Consider the following 20,247-nt stretch of genomic DNA (forward strand, 5'->3'; position numbering starts at 1 on the left):
CCAAGCGCTTCCGGAAAAGGCCCGTCTCGCGCGGGCCTTTTCTTTTCGCCGTAGCGCTCTGTCACAAACTGTAAGAAACCGTGACTGGAGCGCGGGCGCACGAATTTGCTATGTTCTGCCTTGGCTATAGGGGGAGGGTTGCGTCATTCGCTTGGTTTCTCGCCGACGCGCGTCGCATGCGCGCCGCGCCGCGCTTCCTGGAAGCGCCGCCGCAGCAGTTCAGCAGACGATCGCCCGGAGCGTCACGCTGTCCGGGAAAGGCGTCCACAGCGGTCGTCCCGCCGCGGCGACTCTCGCTCCCGCCGGGGCTGACGCCGGCGTCGTCTTCAGCGTCGACGGCGTGGAAATCGAGGCGCATTGGTCGCGCGTCGACGCGTCGAAATTGCGCACGCGGCTCGCCAACCGCCGCGCCAGCGCGTCCACCGTCGAACACCTCATGGCCGCGCTGTCGGCGCTTCACATCGACAACGCGCTCGTTTTCCTCGACGGCGCAGAGCTTCCGGCGATGGACGGCTCGGCCCGCGACTTCGTTTCGGCGATCGACGAGGCCGGCGTCATGCCGATGTCTGCGCCGCGCCGCTGCTGGCGGGTCGTCAAATCCGCGCGCGTGGCCGACGGCGCCGGCTGGGCGGAACTGCGGCCGGCGAAGTCCGGCCTTCATCTCGACGTGGAAATCGCCTTTGCCGACCCGGTCGGCTGTCAGCGCCTGGCGCTCGATCTGACTCCCCAGACGTTCCGGCGCGAACTGGCCGGCGCCCGCAGTTTCGGCTTTCTGCACGATGCGGAGCGGCTTTGGCGCGAGGGTCTGGCGCTTGGCTCGGATCTCGACAATACGATTGTCTTTGACGCCTGCGGCGCCGTCAATCCGCTGGGGCTGCGCTTCGCCGACGAATGCGTTCGTCACAAGATGCTCGACGTCGTCGGCGATCTGGCGCTGGCGGGGGCGCCGATCATCGGCGCCTTCCGTTCCTATCGCGGCGGACACGGGCTCAATCTCGCGCTGCTCGAAGCGGCGGCGCGCTCCGGCGCGCTGGCGCCCGAATTCGCGAGCGCGGGCGACGAAAGCGCGGCCAGGGCAAGCCGGAACGCGTCGCCATAATCTCGCCAGATCAAGATTCTTCTTTCAGGCGACCGCAATTGCGGGATCAGCGCGACGCCACGCTGTTTAGGCGCAGGGCGGGGGGCGTCCTGCGGCGGCGAATTTGCTGATTGAAAGTGGCAAGGCCTCGGGACGCCGTGAGCGTCGCGCAGCGCCGCAATGGGGCACCAAATGTCTGTTTTCGCACGTTTATTCAGCGTGTTGGCCTTGGCGTCGGCGCTCGTCATCGGCGCTGCGCCGGCCCGCGCCGACATTATGGACTCGATCAAGAGCGGTTTCGGCCTCTTCGGAAGCGGCGGCACGAAATATCAGACGGAAATCACGCCGGATATTCCGGCCGACGATCTCTACAACGCGGGACTCGCGCGGCTGAAGGCCAAGGATTACGAGGGCGCCGCCAAGAAATTCGGCGAATTGGAAAAGCAATATCCTCAATCGGATTGGGCCCGCAAAGGCCTGCTGATGACGACCTTTGCTCAGTTCGAGCAGCCGAAATACGACGATGCGATTCAGTCGGCGCAGAGATACATCGGCCTTTATCCGAATTCGCCCGACACGCCATACGTCTACTATCTCGCCGGCATGTCCTTCTACAGTCAGGTGCCGGACGTCATGCGCGACCAGCAGTCGGCCGAGAAGGCGCTGGAGGTCTTTTCGCAACTCATTCAGAAATTCCCCAAATCGGAATATGTGAACGACGCCCGCTACAAGATGCAGGTGACGCGCGACCAGCTCGCCGCCAAGGAGATGAACGTCGGGCGTTTTTATCTCATCCGCAAGAATTATCCCGCCGCGATCAATCGCTTCCACGACGTTCTCGGCAAATATCAGATGACGCGTCATACGGAAGAGGCGCTCTATCGTCTCACCGAAGCCTATCTCGCGATGGGCGTCACCAACGAAGCGCAGACCGCCGCCGCCATCCTCGGGCATAATTTCCCGGACTCACAGTGGTACAAGGACGCCCACGCGCTGTTGCAGAGCGATGGCCTTGAGCCGCATGAGCATACCGACTCCTGGCTGTCGAAGATTGGCAAGACGCTGCACGCGATTTAGCCGTCTGTCTCGAAGCGCGCCTGTATGAAGGCTCCGGCGTGCGCGAGCGCGCGCCGTCCATCCTCGAGCCGCGCATTCCATAAGGGCCACGCATGGATCATGCGCGGCCAGATCTCCAATGTGACCGAGACGTCGGCCGCGCCGGACGCCGCGGCGAGGCGCGTCGAATCTGCGAGCAGCGTTTCGTTCGAGCCGACCTGAATCAGGATCGGGGGCAGGCCCCTGAGATCGCCGAACAGCGGGGAGACGCGCGGGTCTCGGCGATCCACGCCGGCCGGGACGTAAGCCTGCGCAAGCTCCTCGAGATAGGGCTGGTGAATCAGAGGATCGAGCCCGTCCTTCGTCGTCAGCGTCTCGCCCGAGAGCGTGAGATCGGTCCAAGGCGAGACGAGCCAGGCGCAGGCGGGGAGCGCCTCGCCGAGGTCGCGCAGGCGCATGAGCAAGGCGAGCGTCAGTCCGCCGCCGGCGCTGTCGCCGCCGATCGCAATCCGTTCAGCGGGAAATCCCTGGTCCCGCAGGAATCGCCAGGCCGCAAGCGCATCGTCATAGGCGGCGGGAAATGGATGCTCGGGCGCGAGTCGGAAGCCGACGGCAAGCGTGCGGGCGCGGGCGGCCCGTCCGGCCTCCGTCGCCATTCGGCGGTGGCTGACAATCGAGCCGGAGCAATAGCCGCCGCCGTGGAAGAACAGAAGCGCACGCGATGAATCGCTTGCTGGCGCGCAAGACCATTCGGCGGCGACGCCGTCGATCGACGCCGGCTCCAGGGAGATATCCGGCGCCGTCGGCCAAACGGCGCCGACGTCCTCGATGCGGGCGCGGCGCGCGGGCCAGCCGACGGGGCGCGGTTGCGCGCTCAGCAGGGCGCGAATATCGTCGACGCCGAGGTCGGCCATAAAATCTCCGTTTGGAAAAAGGCGCGCGCGACTATAATCCAGGCGCGTCCATGCGTCGCCGGCGCGGCTTCCGCCGCATGTGCGCGCCCAGGGCGTTTGAGCAGAGCCTCATGCTGGTTCGTCTTTCGATTCGCGACATCGTGCTGATCGACGCGCTCGACCTGGAATTCGCCCCGGGTCTGACGACGCTCACCGGAGAGACTGGCGCGGGAAAATCGATCCTGCTCGACGCCTTCGTGTTGGCGCTCGGAGGACGCGGCGACGCATCGCTCGTGCGCGCCGGCTGCGAGCAGGGGCAAGTGACGGCGGTCTTCGATACGCCCGCGAATCATCCCGCCCATCTTGCGGCGCGCGAGTTCGGGCTGGCGAGCGACAACGAACTGGTGTTGCGCCGCGTGCAGGCCGCCGACGGCCGCACCCGCGCTTTCGTGAACGACCAGCCGGCGACGGCGCAGGCGCTGCGGGCCATCGGCCGGGAACTCGTCGAGATTCATTGTCAGCACGACGAACGCGCGCTTGTCGATCCTGGCGCGCATCGCGCGCTCGTCGACGCGCATGGCGGTCTTGTGGCGCAGGCCAATGAGGTGCGCGCGCGCTACGGCGCGTGGCAGGCGGCGCGCCGCGCGCTTGCTGAAGAAGAATCGCGCGTCGCCAAGGCGCGCGCCGACGCCGAATATTTGCGCCATGCGCACGCCGAGCTCTCCGAACTCGCGCCGCAGGAGGGCGAGGAAGACGTGCTCGCCGAACGCCGACTCTTCATGCAGCGCGCCGAAAAGGTCGCCGCGGACATCCGCGATGCGCTGGCGGCTTTTTCAAATGACGGGTCGCCGGCCAGGGAAATCGCTCAGACCGCGCGTCGGCTGGAGCGGCGACTGCCGCAGGCGCCGCAAGTGCTGGACGCTTCGGCGCGCGCGCTGACGCAGGCTGTGGATGCGCTGGGAATCGCCGAGGAAGCGCTTGAACAGGCGCTTGCAGAAACGAAATTCGATCCGGCCGAACTGGAGCGCATCGAGGAGCGGCTGTTCGCTCTGCGCGGCGTCGCGCGCAAGCATCAGGTCGCGGTCGCCGATCTGACGCGGCTTGCGGAGAAATTCGCCGAGGACATTGCGTCGCTCGACGCTTCGGAAGCGCGGCTCGTCGCGCTCGAACGCGCGCTTGCCGATTCGAAGCAGTCTTACGACAAGGCCGCCGCGGCGCTTTCCGATGCGCGAAGGTCAGCGGCGCGAAAGCTCGATGCGCTGGTCGACGCGGAGTTGAAGCCGTTACGGCTCGAGGGCGCGCATTTTTCGACTCAGGTGACAAGCGACACCGAGTCTGGGGGGCCGGAAGGGATCGATCGCGTCGAATTTTGGGTGCAGACCAACCCCGGATCGCGCCCGGGGCCGTTGACGAAAGTCGCGTCGGGCGGCGAACTCGCGCGCTTCATGCTGGCGCTGAAGGTCGTTCTCGCCGATCGCTCCGCGCCGACGCTGGTCTTCGACGAGATCGACACGGGCGTCGGCGGCGCTGTGGCGGACGCCATCGGCCAGAGACTGGCGCGTCTCGCGGCGCGCGCCCAGGTGCTCGCCGTCACCCATGCGCCGCAGGTCGCCGCACGCGCCGGCCAGCATCTGCGGATCAGCAAGGGCGCGCCCCCGGCGAAGGCCGGGAAAGAGAGACGCGTGGCGACGCGCGTCGCCGTGCTTGCCGAGGGCGAGCGGCGCGAGGAGATCGCACGCATGCTGTCGGGCGCCGCGATCACCGAAGAGGCGCGTGCAGCGGCGGCGCGGCTGCTGGAAGGGGCGGGCTGATCGCCGCCGACGGCGACCGCCTTCGTTGCCTCCTGCCCCCCGCTGGCCTATGAGAGAGCGCCATGCAGAATGCGCCTTTGCTCAAGCCCGCCGCGGACACGCTTGCCGAACTGCGCGGCGAGATCGACCGGATCGATCGCGAGATGCATCAACTCTTGATGCAGCGCGGGAAGACCATCGACCGGCTGATCGCGGCAAAGCGCGCGCAAGGCGGCGGCTGCGCATTTCGGCCCGATCGCGAGGCGCAGATGATGCGCGCGCTGGTCGAACGCCACGAGGGGATTTTGCCGCTCGACGCCGTCGAGGGCGTTTGGCGCGTCATCGTCTCGACCTTCACCTATGTGCAGGCGAATTATTCAGTGCACGCCGACGACAGCGGCGGCGACGCGCAGATCAGAGATTCCGCGCGGTTCCATTTCGGCTTCACCGTGCCTTATGTCGCGCATCACGGCGCTGGCGCGGTGATCGAGGCGGTCGCCGCATCGCCCGGCGATCTGGGGATCTTGCGCGCGACCGGCGGACTTTCGGACGGCGCCTGGTGGATGCGCCTGGTCGGCGAGGATGCGCCGAAGATCATCGCGCGCCTGCCTTTCGTCGAGCGGCCCCATCATCCGGCGGGTCTGCCGGTGTTCGTCGTCGCGCAGCTCGCGCCCGACGCGATGGCGCAGGGCGTGACGCTCTACGCGGTCGGCCTCGCGCGCTGGACGCACGCGCTGCCGGCCGCCTTTCAGACGCTCAAGGGCGAAATCCTCGCGAGCGCGCCGCATCCGGAAGGTCTGGCGCTGCTTGTCGCGGCGGCCGGCGACGCCGACGCACAATCCTTTGCGAAAGCGATGGCGGAGGCGGGCGTCGAGGGCGCACGCGTCGACGTGATCGGCAGCCACGCGATGCGCTTCCAGCTCACCGACGCGCGCAGTGGCGTCTTTGCGCCTTAGATCCCTGATTGAGGGTCTAAATTCCTAAAAGGATCCAAGACTTCTACGCCTGTGACGGCGACGTCGCGTATGTTGCGCGTCACGAGAACGAGTCCGCGCGTCAGCGCCGTCGCCGCCAATAGTCCATCGATGAAGGGCAATGGATTCGGAATATTCAGCCGCGCCCAGCAATTGGCGATGGCTTCGTCGACGGGAAGGACGCGGTCCTCCAATCTTTCGCGCATCCGTTCGAACCATGCGTCGAGCTGATCGGCTTGCGCCGGGTCCTTCAACCGCTTCAACTCGACGCCCCGTCGAATCTCGGCCAGCACGATGACGCTTGTTGCCAGATCGCGTGGATCGACGGATTGCGCCCAGGCGGCGACGCTGGGATCTGCGCGCGTTCCTTTCCGCAATTCCGAAATGACATTCGTGTCGAGCAGAAATTTCATAGATCGATCTCGCGCCAGCCTTTCTCGCGTCTATGCCGAAAGACTCCGTCGAAAGCGTCGTCCGGCAGGTCGGAGGCAAAAATATCGAGAACCGATTGGGCTTTTGGCGCCGTCAGCGCAGCGACGATCGCGCAGCGGAGTTTCTGCGCTCGCTCTTCGTCATCGCCGCGCAGAACCTCGAGGACTCGCTGGACCAACGTGAGATCGTCCGGCAGTTGGGGCAAAGGCGCCGTTGGCGGTGTTTCAGGATCGCCAGGGCCGACGCGTTCGAAGGTCAGGCGCTCTTTCTCCATATCGACGTCGCGCGTGCGAAAGCCAGCGCTCAACCACGCTTTCGTCATCACATTGTTGGAGCCGTTGTTGGACCACCAAGCCCGGTGCTGGCCTGCCGAAGATGGAAGCTTGAAGCCAAGAATTTTCTCCAAATCGCCAAAACCTAGTCTGACTTCTCGACAGGGCTGTTTGCGCAGATAGGCGGTCAAGGGCTCGTATTTGGACATTTGCATTCTCCTTTCAACTAGTGTGTGTTTTTTAAAATAAACACTGTGTATGTCAAGAGGCGCCTCTAAAAACTTTGCGCTCGGTGCGCCAGGGCTTATGAGAGATCCCCTCCCGTCTCGCCGCCGAAAAGAGAAATGGCCAAACCCGCTCCCCGTCCAAGCGTCCTGGCGATCGACGCTTACGTGCCCGGTAAAAGCGCCGCGCCGGGCGCAGCCCGCGTGTTCAAATTATCGGCCAATGAGACGCCGCTCGGACCTTCTCCGCGCGCCATAGAGGCCGTGCGCGGGATCGCCGCCGACATTGCGCTTTATCCGGAAGGGTCCGCGCGCGCCCTGCGCGAGGCGATCGGCGCGCGCTACGCGCTGGATCCGGAGCGGATCATCGCCGGCGCGGGCTCGGACAATATTCTGGAGCTGCTTGCGCTCGCCTATATTGGGCCGGGCGACGAGGGCGTCTACAGTCAGTACGGGTTCCTCGAATACAAGATCGTCACGCAGGCCGCTGGGGGCGCGCCTGTCGTCGCCCCCGAGAAGAACTACACGGCGCAGGTCGACGCGCTGCTTGCCTGCGTGAACGAAAGAACAAAGATTGTTTTTCTCGCCAATCCGAATAATCCGACCGGCGCCTATCTTCCTGCGAACGACGTCTCCCGCCTGGCGCGCGCCCTGCCGTCGCATGTGCTGCTCGTGCTTGACGCCGCCTACGCCGAATATGTCCTGCGCGCGGATTACGAGGCGGGCGCCGCGCTTGTCGACGCGCATGACAATGTCGTGATGACTCGCACCTTCTCGAAAATATACGGCCTTGCGGGTCTGCGCGTCGGCTGGGCGTATGGGCCGGCGCATGTGATCGATGCGCTGAATAGAATCCGCTCGCCGTTCAATGTCTCGAGCGCCGGTTCGGCGGCGGCGATCGCCGCGCTGGCGGACCGCGCCCATCTCGACGCGGCGATTGCGCATAATGAACGCTGGCTGCCCTGGCTGACGCGCGAAATCTCGGCGCTCGGCCTGGACGTTCTGCCGAGCGTCGCCAATTTCATCGCCATCCGTTTCCCCGAAGCGCAGGGATTGACGGCTGTGGACGCCGATCGTTTCCTTACCTCGCGCGGTCTGGTGCTGCGCGCGATCGGCGCCTATGGGATGGGCGAGTTCCTGCGCCTCACCGTTGGCGCGCAGGAGGCGAATGAACGCGTCGTCGAAGCGCTCGCCGCCTTCATGCAGAGCGCCGATTCGCGGCAAAATGCGCAAGCGGACGTTCATGGCTGACGCCGTATGCGAAAGCCTTGCGTTGATTGGCGTCGGCCTCATCGGCTCGTCGATCGCGCGCGCGGCGCGTGAATTTGGCGCGGCGCGGCGCATCGCCGTGATGGACGCATCGCCGCAGATCGTCCAACGCGCCAGCGAACTCGGCATCGCCGATCTGGCGACGCAGGATCATGCGCAGGCGCTCGCCGGCGCCGATCTCGTCATCGTGTGCACGCCCGTCGGCGCATGCGGCGCGGTCGCGCAGACCATCGCGCCGCATCTTCAAAAAGGCGCGCTCGTTTCCGATGTCGGCTCGGTGAAGGGCGCAGTCGTCGCGCAGATGACGCCGCATCTCCCCGAACCTGCGCGCTTCATTCCCGCGCATCCAATCGCCGGCACGGAATTTTCCGGGCCCGACGCAGGGTTCGCGACGCTGTTTCGGAATCGCTGGTGCATTCTCACGCCGCCCGAGAACGCCGACGCGGGCGCGATTGAGAAACTCACGGAATTCTGGACGCGCCTGGGCGCGAATGTCGAGACGATGAGCGTCGCGCATCATGACGCCGTGCTCGCGCTCACCAGCCATCTGCCGCATCTCATCGCCTATAACATCGTCGGCACCGCCGATGATTTCGGCGACGAGACGCGCTCCGAAGTCATCAAATTCTCGGCGTCAGGCTTTCGCGATTTCACGCGTATCGCAGCGTCCGACCCAATCATGTGGCGCGATATTTTTCTCGCAAACAAGGACGCCGTTCTGCAAATGCTCGGACGCTTCAATGAGGATTTGAGCGCGCTGCAGCGGATGATCAGACGCGGCGACGGGGAGGGGCTGCTGGAGTTTTTCGCGCGCACGCGCGAGATCCGCCGCTCGATCATCGAGCAAGGCCAGGACACCGCCGCGCCGGATTTCGGGCGACGCGCGGAGGGACGGTGAGCGTCTTTTTCCACCGACGGTCTGCTGGAATCACGAATGACCAAACCTTATTCCGACGCGCTGCGCTCCGCCTTCGATAACGCCGTTCCAAGCTATGATGGGCTGCGGCGTCAGCTCATTCCGCATTTCGACGCCTTCTACGGGACCGCGCTCGACCTTCTCGAGGAGAGCGTCGGCGCGGGCGGATTCCGATGCGTCGATCTCGGCGTCGGCACCGGTCTTTTGTCGGAGATGATTCTCGCGCGGTTTCCCGGCGCGCAGGTCGAAGGCGTCGATATGGCGCCGAAAATGCTCGACGCCGCGCGCGCGCGGCTTGCGGTCTATGGCGCGCGCGTGCGCCTGTCGGTCGCCGATTATGCGGCCGCGCCGCTTCCGGCCCCGCTCGACGCCGTCGTCTCGGCGCTGTCCATCCACCATCTCGACGACGAGGCGAAACGTCGCCTTTTCCAGCGGATTCATGATGCGTTGCGGCCCGGCGGCGTTTTCGTCAACGCCGACCAGTCGCTCGGCGCGACGCAAGACGTCGAGGACGCTTATCAGCGTCGCTGGGAGGCGGACGTCCGACGCTCCGGAATCGCGGACGACGATTTTGCGGCGGCGAAACGGCGCGCCGCGCTCGATCGCAGCGCGACCTTCGCCGATCAGATCGCCTGGCTCGAAGCTGCGGGCTTCCGCTATGCGGACATTGGCTGGAAACGCCATCGGTTCACGGTGTTTTACGCGCGCCGCTAGAGTCGTCTTTCGAGGCGTGACTGATCCGCAAGGCGTCACTGGCGTTGCGCGAGATGACCTGCTGCACCGTTCCGGAGAGCGCGGCGAGGAGCCAGGGCAGTTGAACGTCGATGCGCAGCAGATCTTTCAGCACCGTGATTTGCGCCGACGCCGCCTGGCCGAGCGCCGACACGCGAACCGTCGCGACATCGCCCGCCCATGTGACTTCGGAATGCGCGACCTTGTCGATATATTCGCGCTGCATCTTCGTCAGCTGTTCGGAGATGCGGGCTTTCGCCGCCTCCACGCTGAGAGTGTGCGGCACGGTTACGGTAATGGCGTTCGACATCTGGCTTCCTCCACCTCGCCCCAATGTAGGCGCGCCCCTGCGCGATGAGAAGAACGGCGCGGCTAAAGGCGACGACGATGAGTTCTCCAGGGCGGATTCGAAAGACGCTTAAGGCTGCGCTCGCGTCATGGATGAGCGTTATCGCGACGTTTGCAACGGCGATCGACGCGCCGACGCCGCCGCGACGTCCGGATTTTCAGAAGGCCGCTCCCGACGCCAAGCCGCCGGCGGTCGAGACATCGCCGCAAGCGCATGCGCCGCCGCAATCGGATTGCATGACGGATCTGCAAGGGGCCGGAGTTGTGTTCGACAAGGCCGACGCGCCGCCCGGCGGACACGGCGGCTGCGCGCTCGATGCGCCCGTGCGTCTTTCTGCGATCACCGTCGACAAGCGCCGGATCGCGCTCAATGCGAAGCCGCTGCTCAGTTGCGCGTTTGCGCTGCGATTTTCCGATTTCGTGAAAAACCTGCTCGCGCCGCTCGGCTCCAGCGCCCTGAATGCGCCGATCGCGGCGATCGACACAGGTCCGGGCTACCAATGCCGCAGTCGCAATCACCGCGCCGAAGCCAAATTGAGCGCGCATGCGAAAGGCATGGCCATCGACGTGAGCGGGTTTGTCTTGTCCGACGGGCGCAAGATCGCCGTTGACGCTCAGCCCGACTCTCAATCAACGGCCTATGTGAAATCCCTGAGAACGGCGGCTTGCGGCTGGTTCACGACGGTTCTCGGGCCCGGATCTGACCCCTATCACGCGACCCATCTTCACTTCGACATCGAGCGACACGGCTCAAGCGACGCCTATCGAATCTGCCAGTAACCGAAAAACATGGAACTTCTCGGCATGAAGCGTTAAGATGCCGCTTATCCTGCACGACACAGACCAACGCGCCGGCGCGAAACGCCGCGAAAAGCGCAGCGTTGCCGCCCCGGATGACTCACATAAGGAGGCTTGGGATCGTGATAGATGACTATGGCCGGATCAACACGGCCAAGGCGAACTTCGACGAAATCTACATGATGGACGACCCGAGGTCGTACTATTCTGTCCTCGGCGGCTTGGACTACATGATTCCCGATGTTGCGGAGCCCGTCATCCGACAGGTGCTCGCGGCGAAGGCTTCCGTTGGGGACAAGCCGACCGTTCTCGACATTGGCTGTTCTTACGGCATCAATGCAGCAGTGCACCGTTTTCCGCTCAGCTTCGATACGCTGAGGCGTCGCTACGCTCGGCGCGAGCTGGTGGAATTGTCGTCTGACGATCTGTTGCGGCTGGACGCGCATTTTTTCGCCGCTTGGCCGGATCGCGGCCTTGCGAATTTTATTGGCCTGGACATCTCGGAGCCTGCAATCCGCTACGCCAAGCGTGTTGGTCTGATCGCTGATGGCGTCGTCGCCGATCTCGAAGAGAATGATCTGACTCCGGAGGCCGCCCGCATCATCTCCCGCGCGGACGTCATTCTTTCCACCGGCTGCATTGGCTATCTGGGCGAGACCACGTTCCGCAAGCTGCTCGCGAGCATGGATCGTCGTCCGTGGGTGGTCTCGTTCGTGCTGCGCATGTTTCCTTTCGAAGGAGTCGCGCAGGCGCTCAACGAGCATGGCTACGTTACGGAACGTTTGGACGGCGCCACCTTCATCCAGCGGCGCTTCCGAAACTGCGACGAATTCGAACATACGCTGCAGACTTTGGCGGCGCTTGGCAAGGATACGCATGGCCTGGAGACAGAGGGCCTCTATCATGCGGATCTTTACATTTCGCGTCCCGCCGAGGACGCGATGGAGCTGCCGCTTTGCGAGTTCGTAACGATCGCGAGCGGCCGCCACCGATCCTTCGGTCCGCGCTATGTTCAAGTCGAGACCGACGAAGGCACGCTCGTTACGCTGGAGCCCTGAGCCGCGCGACAGGGTTGATCGTCGCCGGAGCGATTCGGCGACGCCGGCCCGTTCCCGCCTGGCGGCTTCCTACCGCGCCGAGGCAAGCAGACCGAGCCGGGTCAGTTCGTGCTCGCGGATGTTGCGGGTGATCGGATAATACCCGCCTTGCTTCGCTTGCATCTGGCCGTCTCTGGAAAGCACATATTTGACGAACTCGCCGCTCAGCGCGTCCATCGGCTTCCTGGGATCCTTCAGCAGATAGATGTAAAGGCCCCGCGCCAGCGGATATTTGCGGGAATAGGTGTTGTCGAAAGAGGCGTCATGGCAGCTCTTGCCGGGCGTCCCCACCGGAACCGCGCGCACGGCGCCGGTTTTGTAGCCGATGCCTGAATAGCCGATCGCGAATTTATCGCCGCCGACTGCGCTGACGACAGCTTCCGATCCGACCTGCATGTTGATGTCGTCCTTGAAGTCGCCGCCGCCCATGACATGCTGTTTGAAAAATTTGTAGGTGCCTGAGAGCGTGTTGCGGCTATACATCGTGATCGGTTTGGCCGCCCATTCGCCGGTCAGGCCAAGTTCGCCCCAGCTGCGGATGCTTCTGCCGCCGCCGCTTTTCGGGTCGGCGGCGAACACGCGATCCAACTGCTCCATGTTGATGCATCGCAGCGGATTGTCCTTGTGGACATAGATCGCCAGCGCGTCGATCGCGACCAGAACCGCCATCGGCTTGTAGCCGAATTTCGCTTCGAAGGCGCCGACCTCGTCCGGCGTCATTTGTCGCGACATGGGACCGAGCTGGGACGTTCCGGAGAGCAGGGCGGGGGGCGCCGTGTTCGACCCCTTGCCTTCGATCTCGATCGAGACGTTCGGGTAAATTGAGCGGAAGCCCTCCGCCCACAGCTCCATCTCATGAAGCATCGTGTCGGACCCGACCGACTTCAGCCGGCCCGACAGCGCGCTGACCGGCTTATAGGGAGAAAGCTCCATATCGAGCGCAGCCGCGCCGACGGTCAATACCGCGAGCGCGGCGACGGCGGCGGAGAAGGCGCGCAATTTCATGGTTCTCTCCGTTGCGTCAAATCGACGTCGCCGAAACCATCCGCTTCGACGAGCGCGCGATCGACGCGGAACGGCTTGGGGTAGGCTCTGGGGGGAGCGTTCTGCGAGGCGCTCTCGCTTTCGTCGCAATGTCACGCGGCCCAATGACAAGCGCATGACGTCTGCGCGACAGCGCCGGGGCGACTCGGTAAATCGCGCGCAAAAAAAATCTGGGAGGCGACTGGCGCCTCCCAGATTGCAGGCATGACGGCGGCCGAGACGGCCGCGTCTGTTCGTCAGTAGGAATAATACATGTCGAACTCGACCGGATGCGGCGTCATTTCGAAGCGCATCACGTCCTGCATCTTGAGGTCGATATAGGACTCGATGAAGTCCTTATCGAAGACGCCGCCGACGGTCAGATAGGCATGGTCGGCATTGAGGCTCTCGAGCGCTTCACGCAAGCTGCCGCAGACGGTCGGGATCGCCTTCAACTCTTCCGGCGGAAGGTCGTAGAGGTCCTTGTCGGACGGTCCGCCCGGATCGATCTTGTTGGCGATGCCGTCGAGGCCGGCCATCAGCATGGCGGCGAAGGCGAGATAGGGGTTGGCGGTCGGGTCCGGGAAGCGAACCTCGACGCGCTTCGCCTTCGGGCTGGAGCTGAAGGGGATGCGGCACGACGCCGAGCGGTTGCGCGACGAATAGGCGAGCAGGACCGGCGCCTCGAAGCCCGGGACCAGACGCTTATAGGAGTTGGTCGACGGGTTGGTGAAGGCGTTCAGCGACTTGGCGTGCTTGATGATGCCGCCGATATACCACAGGCACTCCTGAGAGAGGCCGGCGTATTTGTCGCCCGCGAAGACCGGCTTGCCGTCCTTCCAGATCGACTGGTGGACGTGCATGCCCGAGCCATTGTCGCCATAGACCGGCTTCGGCATGAAGGTCGCCGACTTGCCGTAGGAATGCGCCACCTGATGGATCGCGTATTTGTAGATCTGCAAATGATCGGCGACGGTGACCAGCGTCTCGAACTTCAGACCAAGTTCGTGCTGCGCCGAGGCGACTTCGTGATGGTGCTTTTCGACCTTGACGCCCATCGCCGCCATGGCGGCGAGCATCTCGCTGCGCATGTCCTGCGCCGAGTCGACCGGCGGCACCGGGAAATAGCCGCCCTTGGTGCGCACGCGATGGCCGAGATTGCCGCCCTCGTAAGCGGTGCCGGAGTTGGAGGGCAGCTCGGTCGAGTCGAGCGTGAAGCCAGTGTCGTAGGGTTCGGTCGAAAAACGCACGTCGTCGAAGACGAAGAATTCGGCTTCAGGACCGAAAAAGGCGGTGTCGCCGACGCCGGCGGTCTTGATATGGGCCATCGCCTTCTTGGCGATGCCGCGCGGATCGCGGTTATAGGGCTGCCCGGTCGAGGGCTCCATGACGTCGCAGACGATCGACAGCGTCGACGCCGCGAAGAAAGGATCGATGGCCGTCGATTCCAGATCGGGAAGCAGCGTCATGTCCGATTCATTGATCGCTTTCCAGCCGGCGATCGACGAGCCGTCGAACATGATGCCTTCGGTCAAGGCCTCCTCATCGACAATCGAAACGTCGAACGTCACATGCTGCCACTTGCCGCGCGGGTCGGTAAAACGGAAATCGACGAATTTAACGTCGTTATCCTTGATCTGCTTGAGTACGTCCTTGGCCGTCGTCATGTGGTTTGATGCCTCTCTTTGCTGATCTTGGTGTTTAGCCGTTTTCGTATTGGGCGCGCCGGAGCGTCTGAAGATTTTCGCGAAAAAGCTCATGTGGCGGGGGCTCAGTGCTAGATGGCGTCCGCGCCGGTCTCGCCGGTGCGAATGCGGATCGCGCCTTCGACGTTAGAAACAAAAATCTTGCCATCGCCGATGCGGCCGGTTTGCGCCGCCGTGCGAATGGCCTCGACGGCGCGCTCCACGGCGTCATCCGCCAGAACGATCTCGATTTTGACTTTCGGAAGAAAATCAACGACATATTCGGCGCCGCGGTAGAGCTCGGTATGACCCTTCTGCCGGCCAAAGCCCTTTGCTTCGGTGACCGTAATGCCTTGAAGCCCCGCCGCCTGCAGCGCTTCCTTTACCTCATCGAGCTTGAACGGCTTGATGATCGCCTCGACCTTTTTCATTAAATCCCCCGCGCGCTTAGCTTAAGCCCCGGCCCGCTAGCGACTTTGGCTCGGCTGAAGAGCCGCCGAGCTTCTAACATTGCCGCGTTGGTCGCGCCATGGCCAAAGTTCCGGCGCCAAACTATGTTGGGCGCCTGTTTGATATACGGTATGCGCTTTTATTAATCGATCAGCCTAATTTCTAGGCGTTTCGATCGTCGATGATCGCGGGCAAGTCGTCCCGCGCGCCCCATTCGGACCAGGAGCCGTCATAGACCGTCGCCGGCGGGCGGCCCGTCGCCGTGCGCGCGAGACTGATGATGCAAGCCGTGAGCCCGGAGCCGCAGGTCGCGATGACAGGCGCGTCGGGATCGACGCCCGCAGCGCGAAACGCGCTTTCCAGTCCCGCGTGGTCCTTCATCCGTCCGTTTTCCAGGAGGTTGCTGAACGGGAGATTTCGCGCGCCCGGCATATGGCCGGCGCGCAGCCCTGGACGCGGCTCCGCGCCCCATCCGTGGAAACGCTCTGCGCCGCGCGCGTCGACCACTTGCGGCCCGCCGGAATCGAGCGCGCGCCGCACCGCCTCGGCGTCGGCGACGAGGCTTGCGTCGAAACGCGGCGTGAAGTCCGCCGGCGCCCTGACGCGCGCCTCGCCCTGTTCGAGCGGCCGGTCCTCGGCCTTCCAGGCGGGCAGGCCGCCCGCAAGAATTGACGCCCGTTCCGCGCCAAAGATGGTCAGCATCCACCACAGGCGCGCCGCCGAGAACAGGCCGAGGCTGTCGTAGACGACGGCCTGCATCCCGTCTCCGAATCCGCACCGGCGCATCTCCGCGGCGAAGATTTCAGGCTTCGGCAGCATATGCGGCAGGTCGGTGGAATGATCGGCGATCGCGTCGATGTCGAAGAACTGCGCGCCGGGAATATGCCCCGCGAGAAATTCGGCGCGGGCGTCGCGCGCCGCGGCGGGCATGTGCCAGGAGGCGTCAAAGACGACAAGATCCGGCGCATCGAGACGCTCGGCGAGCCGCCCGGGAGAGACGAAAAGCGTTTCGGGATCGATTCTGCGCGTCATGGCTCCGCTCGTTGCGCGCCTGACGCTGCTTGCATCCGGCCGTCCGGCGTTCACAATACGCCGATTCGATTCTCACGCCATCGGCGCCCGACCGACATGCTCGACATTCCAGGCAAGGCCTGCGGCTCCTGTTTCTTCTGCTGCAAGGTCCTTGAAATTGAAGAATTCAAAAAGCCGGCCGGAAAGCTCTGCGAGCACTGCGCGCGGACCGGCGGCTGCGGCGTCTATGAAACGCGTCCGCAGGTCTGCCGCGATTACTACTGCCGGTGGAAGGAGGAGCGCAGCTTCTCGACGCAGCTGCGGCCCGACCGTGTCGGCGCCTTGCTGATGGACGACCCGGACAGCGACGAGTATCACGCGGTCTGCGACCCGGAAAAGCCGTTTTCATGGCGCAATCCTCTCGTATTCAGGCATCTCGTCGCCGAGGCCAAGGCGGGACGGCTCGTGGTCGCGAAGGCGGGGTTGCGGTCATGGCGCATTTTCGAGGACGGACATTGGCAAGAATGGGCCTGAGCCTCAAAAGAACTGCGACTATCATGCGTTCGACCGGGCGATCGCCCGCGCCGAACGGCGCGCCGGGGCCATGAGAGCGATGGGCCGCCGATGGAGCCGTTTGGCGTGCCGCGGCGGCGTCGCCGTCGCGACGTCGCTTGCGCTTTGCGCGCCCGCGGCTGCCGAAGCGCTGCGGGCCTATTACGCGCTGAGCCTCATGGGGCTTTCAATCGGCAGCGCATCGGCGTCGGGCGTGGTGGACGCGCGTAATTATCGCGTCGAGATCTCGATGCGAACGACGGGCCTCGCCAATCTCATCAACAACACCAAGGGCGCCGCGAGCGCGAGCGGCGGACTGACCGCCGCCGGGCCGTCGCCGGCAAGCTACGCCAACACCACGTCGAACAGCGACGAGACGCGCACCGTTCGCATGTCGCTCGGCGGCAATTCAGTGCGAACGGTCGAAGTCAGGCCGGCGCCCTGGGACGCCGAAGCGCGGATCCCGGTGACCGAAAGCGCCAAACGCCACATCGTCGATCCTGTCAGCGCGCTAATCATGCGCGTTCCGCAGGGAGAGGAGCTCACCGGTCCCGCAGCGTGCAACCGGACGATTTCGGTTTTTGACGGGGTGACGCGTTTCGACGTGGAGCTCGCCTACGCCGGGGCCCATGTCGCGCAGACCAGAGGCTATGACGGCCCCGTCACCGTATGTTCGGCGCGCTATACGCCGATCGCCGGGCATCGGCCGGACAGTTCCTCGACCCGTTATATGGCGAATAATCACGACATCAGCGTCTGGCTTGCGCCGCTTCCCGAGGCGCATGTGGTCGTGCCGATCCACATCGCGATCGGCACCGCCGCCGGCAAGCTGGTGATCGACGCCGCCGAGTTCCAGATCGATCAGCGCCGCGCCGACTTCAGGCGCTGAACGGCTTACGCTCAGTTGACGCGGACTTCCTTGGTCTGCTTGCGATTCCTGCGGTCGGACTCATATTCCAGATATCTGACTTCGAGAGGCGCGGCGCCCTTGTCCGGACGCAGACAGAATGACGGGCGCGGGGCGAAGCCTCCCTCCGGCGTCTCGAAGCAATCCGAGAAGCGCACCTCGCACTGAAACATCGTCTCGCTTTTCGGCGCCGCCCGCGCGACGACGGCGCGCGCGTCCTCGATGGCCTGCTTGCAGACGTCGGCGTTGAAGCCCCAGGCTTCGCAGTCGCTCTGCGTCGCCATATATTTGCCGTCGGCCAAACAGACAGGCGTGCGCCGCAACGCATAAAAGGCTGAAAACCCTGCGGCGACGATGGCGACGGCGATGATGACAAACTTGAACATCGGACTGCACGCTCGGAAAGATGGAAAGGCGCCGCGTCCAGATAGATAGTCGCGCGGCCGCCGCGGCGCCAAGCGCAAACTGCGCTTTGAGACATGCGTACATGCGGCGATGCAGCGCAGCGGCGACGATGTCAGTCGCTTGACAGCCGTCCATGTCTGCAATACTTCGAAACGACCGCAATTCGGAACCGCGGCCGAGAGCTGCGAGCATTATGGCTCTCCGGGCGCGGCTAGGGCCGAAAAAAGCGATGCAGACGCGTTCCCGCCTAGGTGAGGTCGACGTTGAATTTAGACCGAGGTGGGGCGGCGTCAGCCACGCGATCCACTTGACCAATTCAACGCCGGACGCAACGCCGCTGTCGCGGATTGCAGCGTGGATCTCGGCTTGTGGCGAAACCGACAGTAGTGTGTGATAGAAGGAGGAAACTATGGGCGCTATTCTCGAACTTACCAGCTATGCAGCGACCCCGTTCGGCATGATCGCGATCATCGCCATCGGCGCGGCCGCTTATTTTGCCGCTCGCTGGGTGTTCAGCGACTAAGCAAGCCTCACAAGGCTTTATGCGCGGCGCGCTGGCTCGGCCAGCGCGCCGTTTTTTTGCGTTTGCGGCGCGTCGGCGCCGCGCGCGAACCCACTTGCATCCGTCGGCGCCTGCGGTATTGTGCCTTAACGCCCCACCTCTAACGGGCAGGGCGGGACGACCCGCCGGGCGAGGATTTTTCCCGCAGCGGCGGACATCGTCGGATATTCAAGTTGTTGCGCTGCGGTCCGCGCGGCGGCGGAGGCTGAATGGCTCCTACCTCTTCGATCAGGGCCGCGAATGACCAGAAGGATGGCTCGCGCGCGGCGCGGCCGAACGGCGCCAATGGCGCGCAGCCGGCGGCGGAGGCGGAACGCATCGACGTCGCCATCGCGGACAAGAGTCCGCTGATTCTCGCGGGTCTGGACAAGCTGCTGTCGGATGATCGCCGGTTCAATCTCGTCGCCAAGCTGACCGACGGCGAGGAGTTCCTTGAAGCGGCGCGTCAACAGAAGTTCGCGATCGCGGTCATCGGCTGGCAGTTGCCGACCCTGCACGCGCGCGACGTCTTGCGCGCCCTGTCGCGTCAGGTCGCCGCGCCCAAGATCGTCGTATACAGCGGCACCAACGATCCCGCCGCCCCCGCCGAGACTCTTCAGCTGGGCGGCGCCGGCTTCGTCTCCAAACGCGCGCCGCCGGAGCGGCTCCTGGATGTGCTCGCCGCGGTGGCGGCGGGCGACATGGTGTTTCCCTTCGTCGACATAAGAAAGATGCGCAGCGACCCGCTGGAAAATCTGACGCTGCGCGAGCGAAGCCTGCTGTCGGCGCTCGGCTCGGGCCACACCAACAGTCAGCTCGCCAAGGATTTCGGGGTCTCGATCAACACGATCAAATTCCACCTGCGCAATCTTTTCGAGAAGCTCGAGGTGCGCAATCGCGCCCAGGCGATCGCGCTTTTCCTAGAGATGAAGCATGGCGGATATCCGGGCGGAGCGGGCGGACGCAGCATGGAGCCCGCGGGCTCCTCGCGCGGTCGCCGTAATCGTATCGACTAGCCCGCGCGTCTAAGGCGCCGGAAACAACGCGTCGCTTTTGCCGGACAGGCGATAGGCGACGAGGCCCGCCCATTCATGCGCGGCGAATTCCACGAGGCCGAGCGCTCTCGTGGCGAACCGCGGAAGCTCAAGAACAGATTCGCCGCTGGTGCGGTAATCGACGGGATAGGCGATCACGTCGAAGCCCGCCTGCCGAAACGCGCCGATGGCGCGCGGCATGTGAATAGCCGAGGTGATGAGCAGCCAGCGCTCGCCCGGCTTCGGGCGCAGCAGGTCGCGCGTGAAAACGGCGTTCTCATATGTGTTGCGCGAGCGGCGTTCATATAGAACATCCCCCTGATCGAGTCCGAGTTCGCGCCAGAAACGCTGGACGGCGTCGGCTTCGGCATAGGCCGCGTCGCGCTGCGCGGCCGAGCCGCCAGTGAAGACCAGTCGCGCATTCGGATATTTGCGCTTGAGCGCAATCGGCGCGGTGAGGCGTTCAGCGGCGTCGACCACTGTCGGGCGGTTGCGGCTGGCGCTCAGCCGCTCGTCGATCGCGCCGCCGAGCACGATGACGCCGTCGGGCGCCGGCATGTCGTCGGGCGGCGGCGGAAAGCGCGCCTCGAGCGGACCTGTCAGCAGGCCGCCGAGCGGTCCGAAGGCCATCAGCAGCAGGGCGAACGCGCTCGTGATCGAGAGCGCGCGCCCCCAGCCATCCCAGCGCGTGAACAGCAGCAGGGCGCCGATGACGGCGACGAAGATGAACAAGTGAACCGGCGCCAGAACGAACATCAGC

The 20,247-nt window shown here is 64.5% G+C and carries 22 protein-coding genes; 12 read left to right on the top strand and 10 right to left on the bottom strand.

Annotated features, from left to right (window positions below):
* Positions 1-151 precede the first annotated feature (151 nt).
* Positions 152-1,099: a UDP-3-O-acyl-N-acetylglucosamine deacetylase gene (gene lpxC, locus AB7F41_RS06055; protein WP_428406457.1), complete on the top strand. Its 948-nt coding sequence runs from the start codon at positions 152-154 to the stop codon at positions 1,097-1,099.
* Positions 1,100-1,270: 171 nt separating this feature from the next.
* On the top strand, positions 1,271-2,155 hold the full coding sequence (locus AB7F41_RS06060) for an outer membrane protein assembly factor BamD (protein WP_428381308.1): 885 nt from the start codon (positions 1,271-1,273) through the stop codon (positions 2,153-2,155).
* Here AB7F41_RS06060 and AB7F41_RS06065 read toward each other — a convergent pair.
* Entirely contained in the window at positions 2,152-3,048 is an 897-nt protein-coding gene (locus AB7F41_RS06065) for an alpha/beta hydrolase (RefSeq protein ID WP_428381310.1), read from the bottom strand. The two genes, AB7F41_RS06060 and AB7F41_RS06065, sit on opposite strands and share 4 nt — an antisense overlap.
* A 110-nt stretch (positions 3,049-3,158) precedes the next feature.
* Here AB7F41_RS06065 and recN point away from each other — a divergent pair, with 110 nt between their 5' ends.
* The gene (gene recN / locus AB7F41_RS06070) at positions 3,159-4,838 is read left to right on the top strand and encodes a DNA repair protein RecN (RefSeq protein ID WP_428381312.1); all 1,680 of its coding nucleotides are present in this window, start codon (positions 3,159-3,161) and stop codon (positions 4,836-4,838) included.
* A 62-nt stretch (positions 4,839-4,900) separates the two neighbouring features.
* On the top strand, positions 4,901-5,773 hold the full coding sequence (locus tag AB7F41_RS06075) for a chorismate mutase (protein WP_428381314.1): 873 nt from the start codon (positions 4,901-4,903) through the stop codon (positions 5,771-5,773).
* Here the strand turns inward: AB7F41_RS06075 and AB7F41_RS06080 are convergent.
* Complete coding sequence (locus tag AB7F41_RS06080; RefSeq protein ID WP_428381315.1) at positions 5,770-6,204, bottom strand: type II toxin-antitoxin system VapC family toxin; 435 nt, start codon at positions 6,202-6,204, stop codon at positions 5,770-5,772. The genes AB7F41_RS06075 and AB7F41_RS06080 overlap by 4 nt on opposite strands.
* Positions 6,201-6,704: a DUF7662 domain-containing protein gene (locus AB7F41_RS06085; protein WP_428381316.1), complete on the bottom strand. Its 504-nt coding sequence runs from the start codon at positions 6,702-6,704 to the stop codon at positions 6,201-6,203. The genes AB7F41_RS06080 and AB7F41_RS06085 overlap by 4 nt, the downstream gene beginning before the upstream one ends.
* 135 nt (positions 6,705-6,839) lie before the next feature.
* On the opposite strand from AB7F41_RS06085, the gene hisC reads away from it, so the two are divergent.
* From hisC to AB7F41_RS06100, 3 genes are read left to right on the top strand one after another with little or no spacing between them, the layout of a single operon-like run.
* Positions 6,840-7,970, top strand: a complete 1,131-nt coding sequence (hisC, locus tag AB7F41_RS06090; protein WP_428381318.1) for a histidinol-phosphate transaminase — start codon at positions 6,840-6,842, stop codon at positions 7,968-7,970.
* Complete coding sequence (locus AB7F41_RS06095; protein ID WP_428381320.1) at positions 7,963-8,886, top strand: prephenate/arogenate dehydrogenase family protein; 924 nt, start codon at positions 7,963-7,965, stop codon at positions 8,884-8,886. The genes hisC and AB7F41_RS06095 overlap by 8 nt, the downstream gene beginning before the upstream one ends.
* 36 nt (positions 8,887-8,922) lie before the next feature.
* Positions 8,923-9,618, top strand: coding sequence for a class I SAM-dependent methyltransferase (locus tag AB7F41_RS06100; protein WP_428381322.1), 696 nt, complete (start codon positions 8,923-8,925; stop codon positions 9,616-9,618).
* On the opposite strand, the gene AB7F41_RS06105 is transcribed toward AB7F41_RS06100, so the two are convergent.
* Positions 9,593-9,946: a polyhydroxyalkanoic acid system family protein gene (locus tag AB7F41_RS06105; RefSeq protein WP_428381324.1), complete on the bottom strand. Its 354-nt coding sequence runs from the start codon at positions 9,944-9,946 to the stop codon at positions 9,593-9,595. The genes AB7F41_RS06100 and AB7F41_RS06105 overlap by 26 nt on opposite strands.
* 131 nt (positions 9,947-10,077) lie before the next feature.
* On the opposite strand from AB7F41_RS06105, the gene AB7F41_RS06110 reads away from it, so the two are divergent.
* On the top strand, positions 10,078-10,764 hold the full coding sequence (locus tag AB7F41_RS06110) for an extensin family protein (protein ID WP_428381326.1): 687 nt from the start codon (positions 10,078-10,080) through the stop codon (positions 10,762-10,764).
* A 197-nt stretch (positions 10,765-10,961) separates the two neighbouring features.
* Entirely contained in the window at positions 10,962-11,840 is an 879-nt protein-coding gene (locus AB7F41_RS06115) for a class I SAM-dependent methyltransferase (protein ID WP_428381342.1), read from the top strand.
* A gap of 69 nt (positions 11,841-11,909) precedes the next feature.
* On the opposite strand, the gene AB7F41_RS06120 is transcribed toward AB7F41_RS06115, so the two are convergent.
* From AB7F41_RS06120 to sseA, 4 genes are all read right to left on the bottom strand, one after another.
* Complete coding sequence (locus AB7F41_RS06120; protein ID WP_428381327.1) at positions 11,910-12,884, bottom strand: PstS family phosphate ABC transporter substrate-binding protein; 975 nt, start codon at positions 12,882-12,884, stop codon at positions 11,910-11,912.
* Positions 12,885-13,159: 275 nt separating this feature from the next.
* A complete protein-coding gene (gene glnA / locus AB7F41_RS06125) occupies positions 13,160-14,569 on the bottom strand; it encodes a type I glutamate--ammonia ligase (RefSeq protein WP_428381328.1) in 1,410 nt (469 codons plus the stop codon).
* A gap of 110 nt (positions 14,570-14,679) precedes the next feature.
* The gene (locus AB7F41_RS06130; protein WP_014890136.1) at positions 14,680-15,018 is read right to left on the bottom strand and encodes a P-II family nitrogen regulator; all 339 of its coding nucleotides are present in this window, start codon (positions 15,016-15,018) and stop codon (positions 14,680-14,682) included.
* 181 nt (positions 15,019-15,199) lie between these two features.
* Positions 15,200-16,069 carry a 3-mercaptopyruvate sulfurtransferase gene (gene sseA, locus AB7F41_RS06135; RefSeq protein ID WP_428381331.1) on the bottom strand — a complete coding sequence of 290 codons (870 nt, stop codon included), beginning with the start codon at positions 16,067-16,069 and terminating at the stop codon, positions 15,200-15,202.
* A gap of 96 nt (positions 16,070-16,165) precedes the next feature.
* Here sseA and AB7F41_RS06140 point away from each other — a divergent pair, with 96 nt between their 5' ends.
* Together AB7F41_RS06140 and AB7F41_RS06145 are read left to right on the top strand one after the other, a co-directional pair.
* Positions 16,166-16,582: a hypothetical protein gene (locus AB7F41_RS06140; protein WP_428381332.1), complete on the top strand. Its 417-nt coding sequence runs from the start codon at positions 16,166-16,168 to the stop codon at positions 16,580-16,582.
* Between the two features lie 70 nt (positions 16,583-16,652).
* The gene (locus AB7F41_RS06145) at positions 16,653-17,489 is read left to right on the top strand and encodes a DUF3108 domain-containing protein (protein WP_428381334.1); all 837 of its coding nucleotides are present in this window, start codon (positions 16,653-16,655) and stop codon (positions 17,487-17,489) included.
* 11 nt (positions 17,490-17,500) lie between these two features.
* Here AB7F41_RS06145 and AB7F41_RS06150 read toward each other — a convergent pair whose 3' ends face one another.
* A complete protein-coding gene (locus AB7F41_RS06150; protein WP_428381336.1) occupies positions 17,501-17,893 on the bottom strand; it encodes a hypothetical protein in 393 nt (130 codons plus the stop codon).
* A 790-nt stretch (positions 17,894-18,683) separates the two neighbouring features.
* On the opposite strand from AB7F41_RS06150, the gene AB7F41_RS06155 reads away from it, so the two are divergent.
* Positions 18,684-19,469, top strand: a complete 786-nt coding sequence (locus tag AB7F41_RS06155; RefSeq protein WP_428383864.1) for a LuxR C-terminal-related transcriptional regulator — start codon at positions 18,684-18,686, stop codon at positions 19,467-19,469.
* A 9-nt stretch (positions 19,470-19,478) separates the two neighbouring features.
* Here AB7F41_RS06155 and AB7F41_RS06160 read toward each other — a convergent pair whose 3' ends face one another.
* Positions 19,479-20,243 (bottom strand): YdcF family protein, encoded by a 765-nt coding sequence (locus tag AB7F41_RS06160; RefSeq protein WP_428383862.1) that lies wholly within the window; start codon positions 20,241-20,243, stop codon positions 19,479-19,481.
* Between the last annotated feature and the right edge of the window lie 4 nt (positions 20,244-20,247).

The organism is Methylocystis sp. (assembly GCF_050251305.1).
In the GTDB taxonomy this organism is placed as follows: Bacteria; Pseudomonadota; Alphaproteobacteria; order Rhizobiales; family Beijerinckiaceae; genus Methylocystis.

Excerpts from the sequence above, each read along its gene's own strand:
- AB7F41_RS06095 (WP_428381320.1), top strand. The coding sequence starts at position 7,963 with ATGGCTGACGCCGTATGCGAAAGCCTTGCGTTGATTGGCGTCGGCCTC.
- AB7F41_RS06150 (WP_428381336.1), bottom strand. The coding sequence starts at position 17,893 with ATGTTCAAGTTTGTCATCATCGCCGTCGCCATCGTCGCCGCAGGGTTT.
- AB7F41_RS06160 (WP_428383862.1), bottom strand. The coding sequence starts at position 20,243 with ATGTTCGTTCTGGCGCCGGTTCACTTGTTCATCTTCGTCGCCGTCATC.
- AB7F41_RS06060 (WP_428381308.1), top strand. The coding sequence starts at position 1,271 with ATGTCTGTTTTCGCACGTTTATTCAGCGTGTTGGCCTTGGCGTCGGCG.
- AB7F41_RS06145 (WP_428381334.1), top strand. The coding sequence starts at position 16,653 with ATGAGAGCGATGGGCCGCCGATGGAGCCGTTTGGCGTGCCGCGGCGGC.
- hisC (WP_428381318.1), top strand. The coding sequence starts at position 6,840 with ATGGCCAAACCCGCTCCCCGTCCAAGCGTCCTGGCGATCGACGCTTAC.
- AB7F41_RS06120 (WP_428381327.1), bottom strand. The coding sequence starts at position 12,884 with ATGAAATTGCGCGCCTTCTCCGCCGCCGTCGCCGCGCTCGCGGTATTG.
- AB7F41_RS06110 (WP_428381326.1), top strand. The coding sequence starts at position 10,078 with ATGAGCGTTATCGCGACGTTTGCAACGGCGATCGACGCGCCGACGCCG.
- AB7F41_RS06130 (WP_014890136.1), bottom strand. The coding sequence starts at position 15,018 with ATGAAAAAGGTCGAGGCGATCATCAAGCCGTTCAAGCTCGATGAGGTA.
- AB7F41_RS06155 (WP_428383864.1), top strand. The coding sequence starts at position 18,684 with ATGGCTCCTACCTCTTCGATCAGGGCCGCGAATGACCAGAAGGATGGC.
- AB7F41_RS06100 (WP_428381322.1), top strand. The coding sequence starts at position 8,923 with ATGACCAAACCTTATTCCGACGCGCTGCGCTCCGCCTTCGATAACGCC.
- AB7F41_RS06140 (WP_428381332.1), top strand. The coding sequence starts at position 16,166 with ATGCTCGACATTCCAGGCAAGGCCTGCGGCTCCTGTTTCTTCTGCTGC.
- glnA (WP_428381328.1), bottom strand. The coding sequence starts at position 14,569 with ATGACGACGGCCAAGGACGTACTCAAGCAGATCAAGGATAACGACGTT.
- AB7F41_RS06115 (WP_428381342.1), top strand. The coding sequence starts at position 10,962 with ATGATGGACGACCCGAGGTCGTACTATTCTGTCCTCGGCGGCTTGGAC.
- AB7F41_RS06085 (WP_428381316.1), bottom strand. The coding sequence starts at position 6,704 with ATGTCCAAATACGAGCCCTTGACCGCCTATCTGCGCAAACAGCCCTGT.
- AB7F41_RS06080 (WP_428381315.1), bottom strand. The coding sequence starts at position 6,204 with ATGAAATTTCTGCTCGACACGAATGTCATTTCGGAATTGCGGAAAGGA.
- sseA (WP_428381331.1), bottom strand. The coding sequence starts at position 16,069 with ATGACGCGCAGAATCGATCCCGAAACGCTTTTCGTCTCTCCCGGGCGG.
- AB7F41_RS06105 (WP_428381324.1), bottom strand. The coding sequence starts at position 9,946 with ATGTCGAACGCCATTACCGTAACCGTGCCGCACACTCTCAGCGTGGAG.
- recN (WP_428381312.1), top strand. The coding sequence starts at position 3,159 with ATGCTGGTTCGTCTTTCGATTCGCGACATCGTGCTGATCGACGCGCTC.
- AB7F41_RS06075 (WP_428381314.1), top strand. The coding sequence starts at position 4,901 with ATGCAGAATGCGCCTTTGCTCAAGCCCGCCGCGGACACGCTTGCCGAA.
- AB7F41_RS06065 (WP_428381310.1), bottom strand. The coding sequence starts at position 3,048 with ATGGCCGACCTCGGCGTCGACGATATTCGCGCCCTGCTGAGCGCGCAA.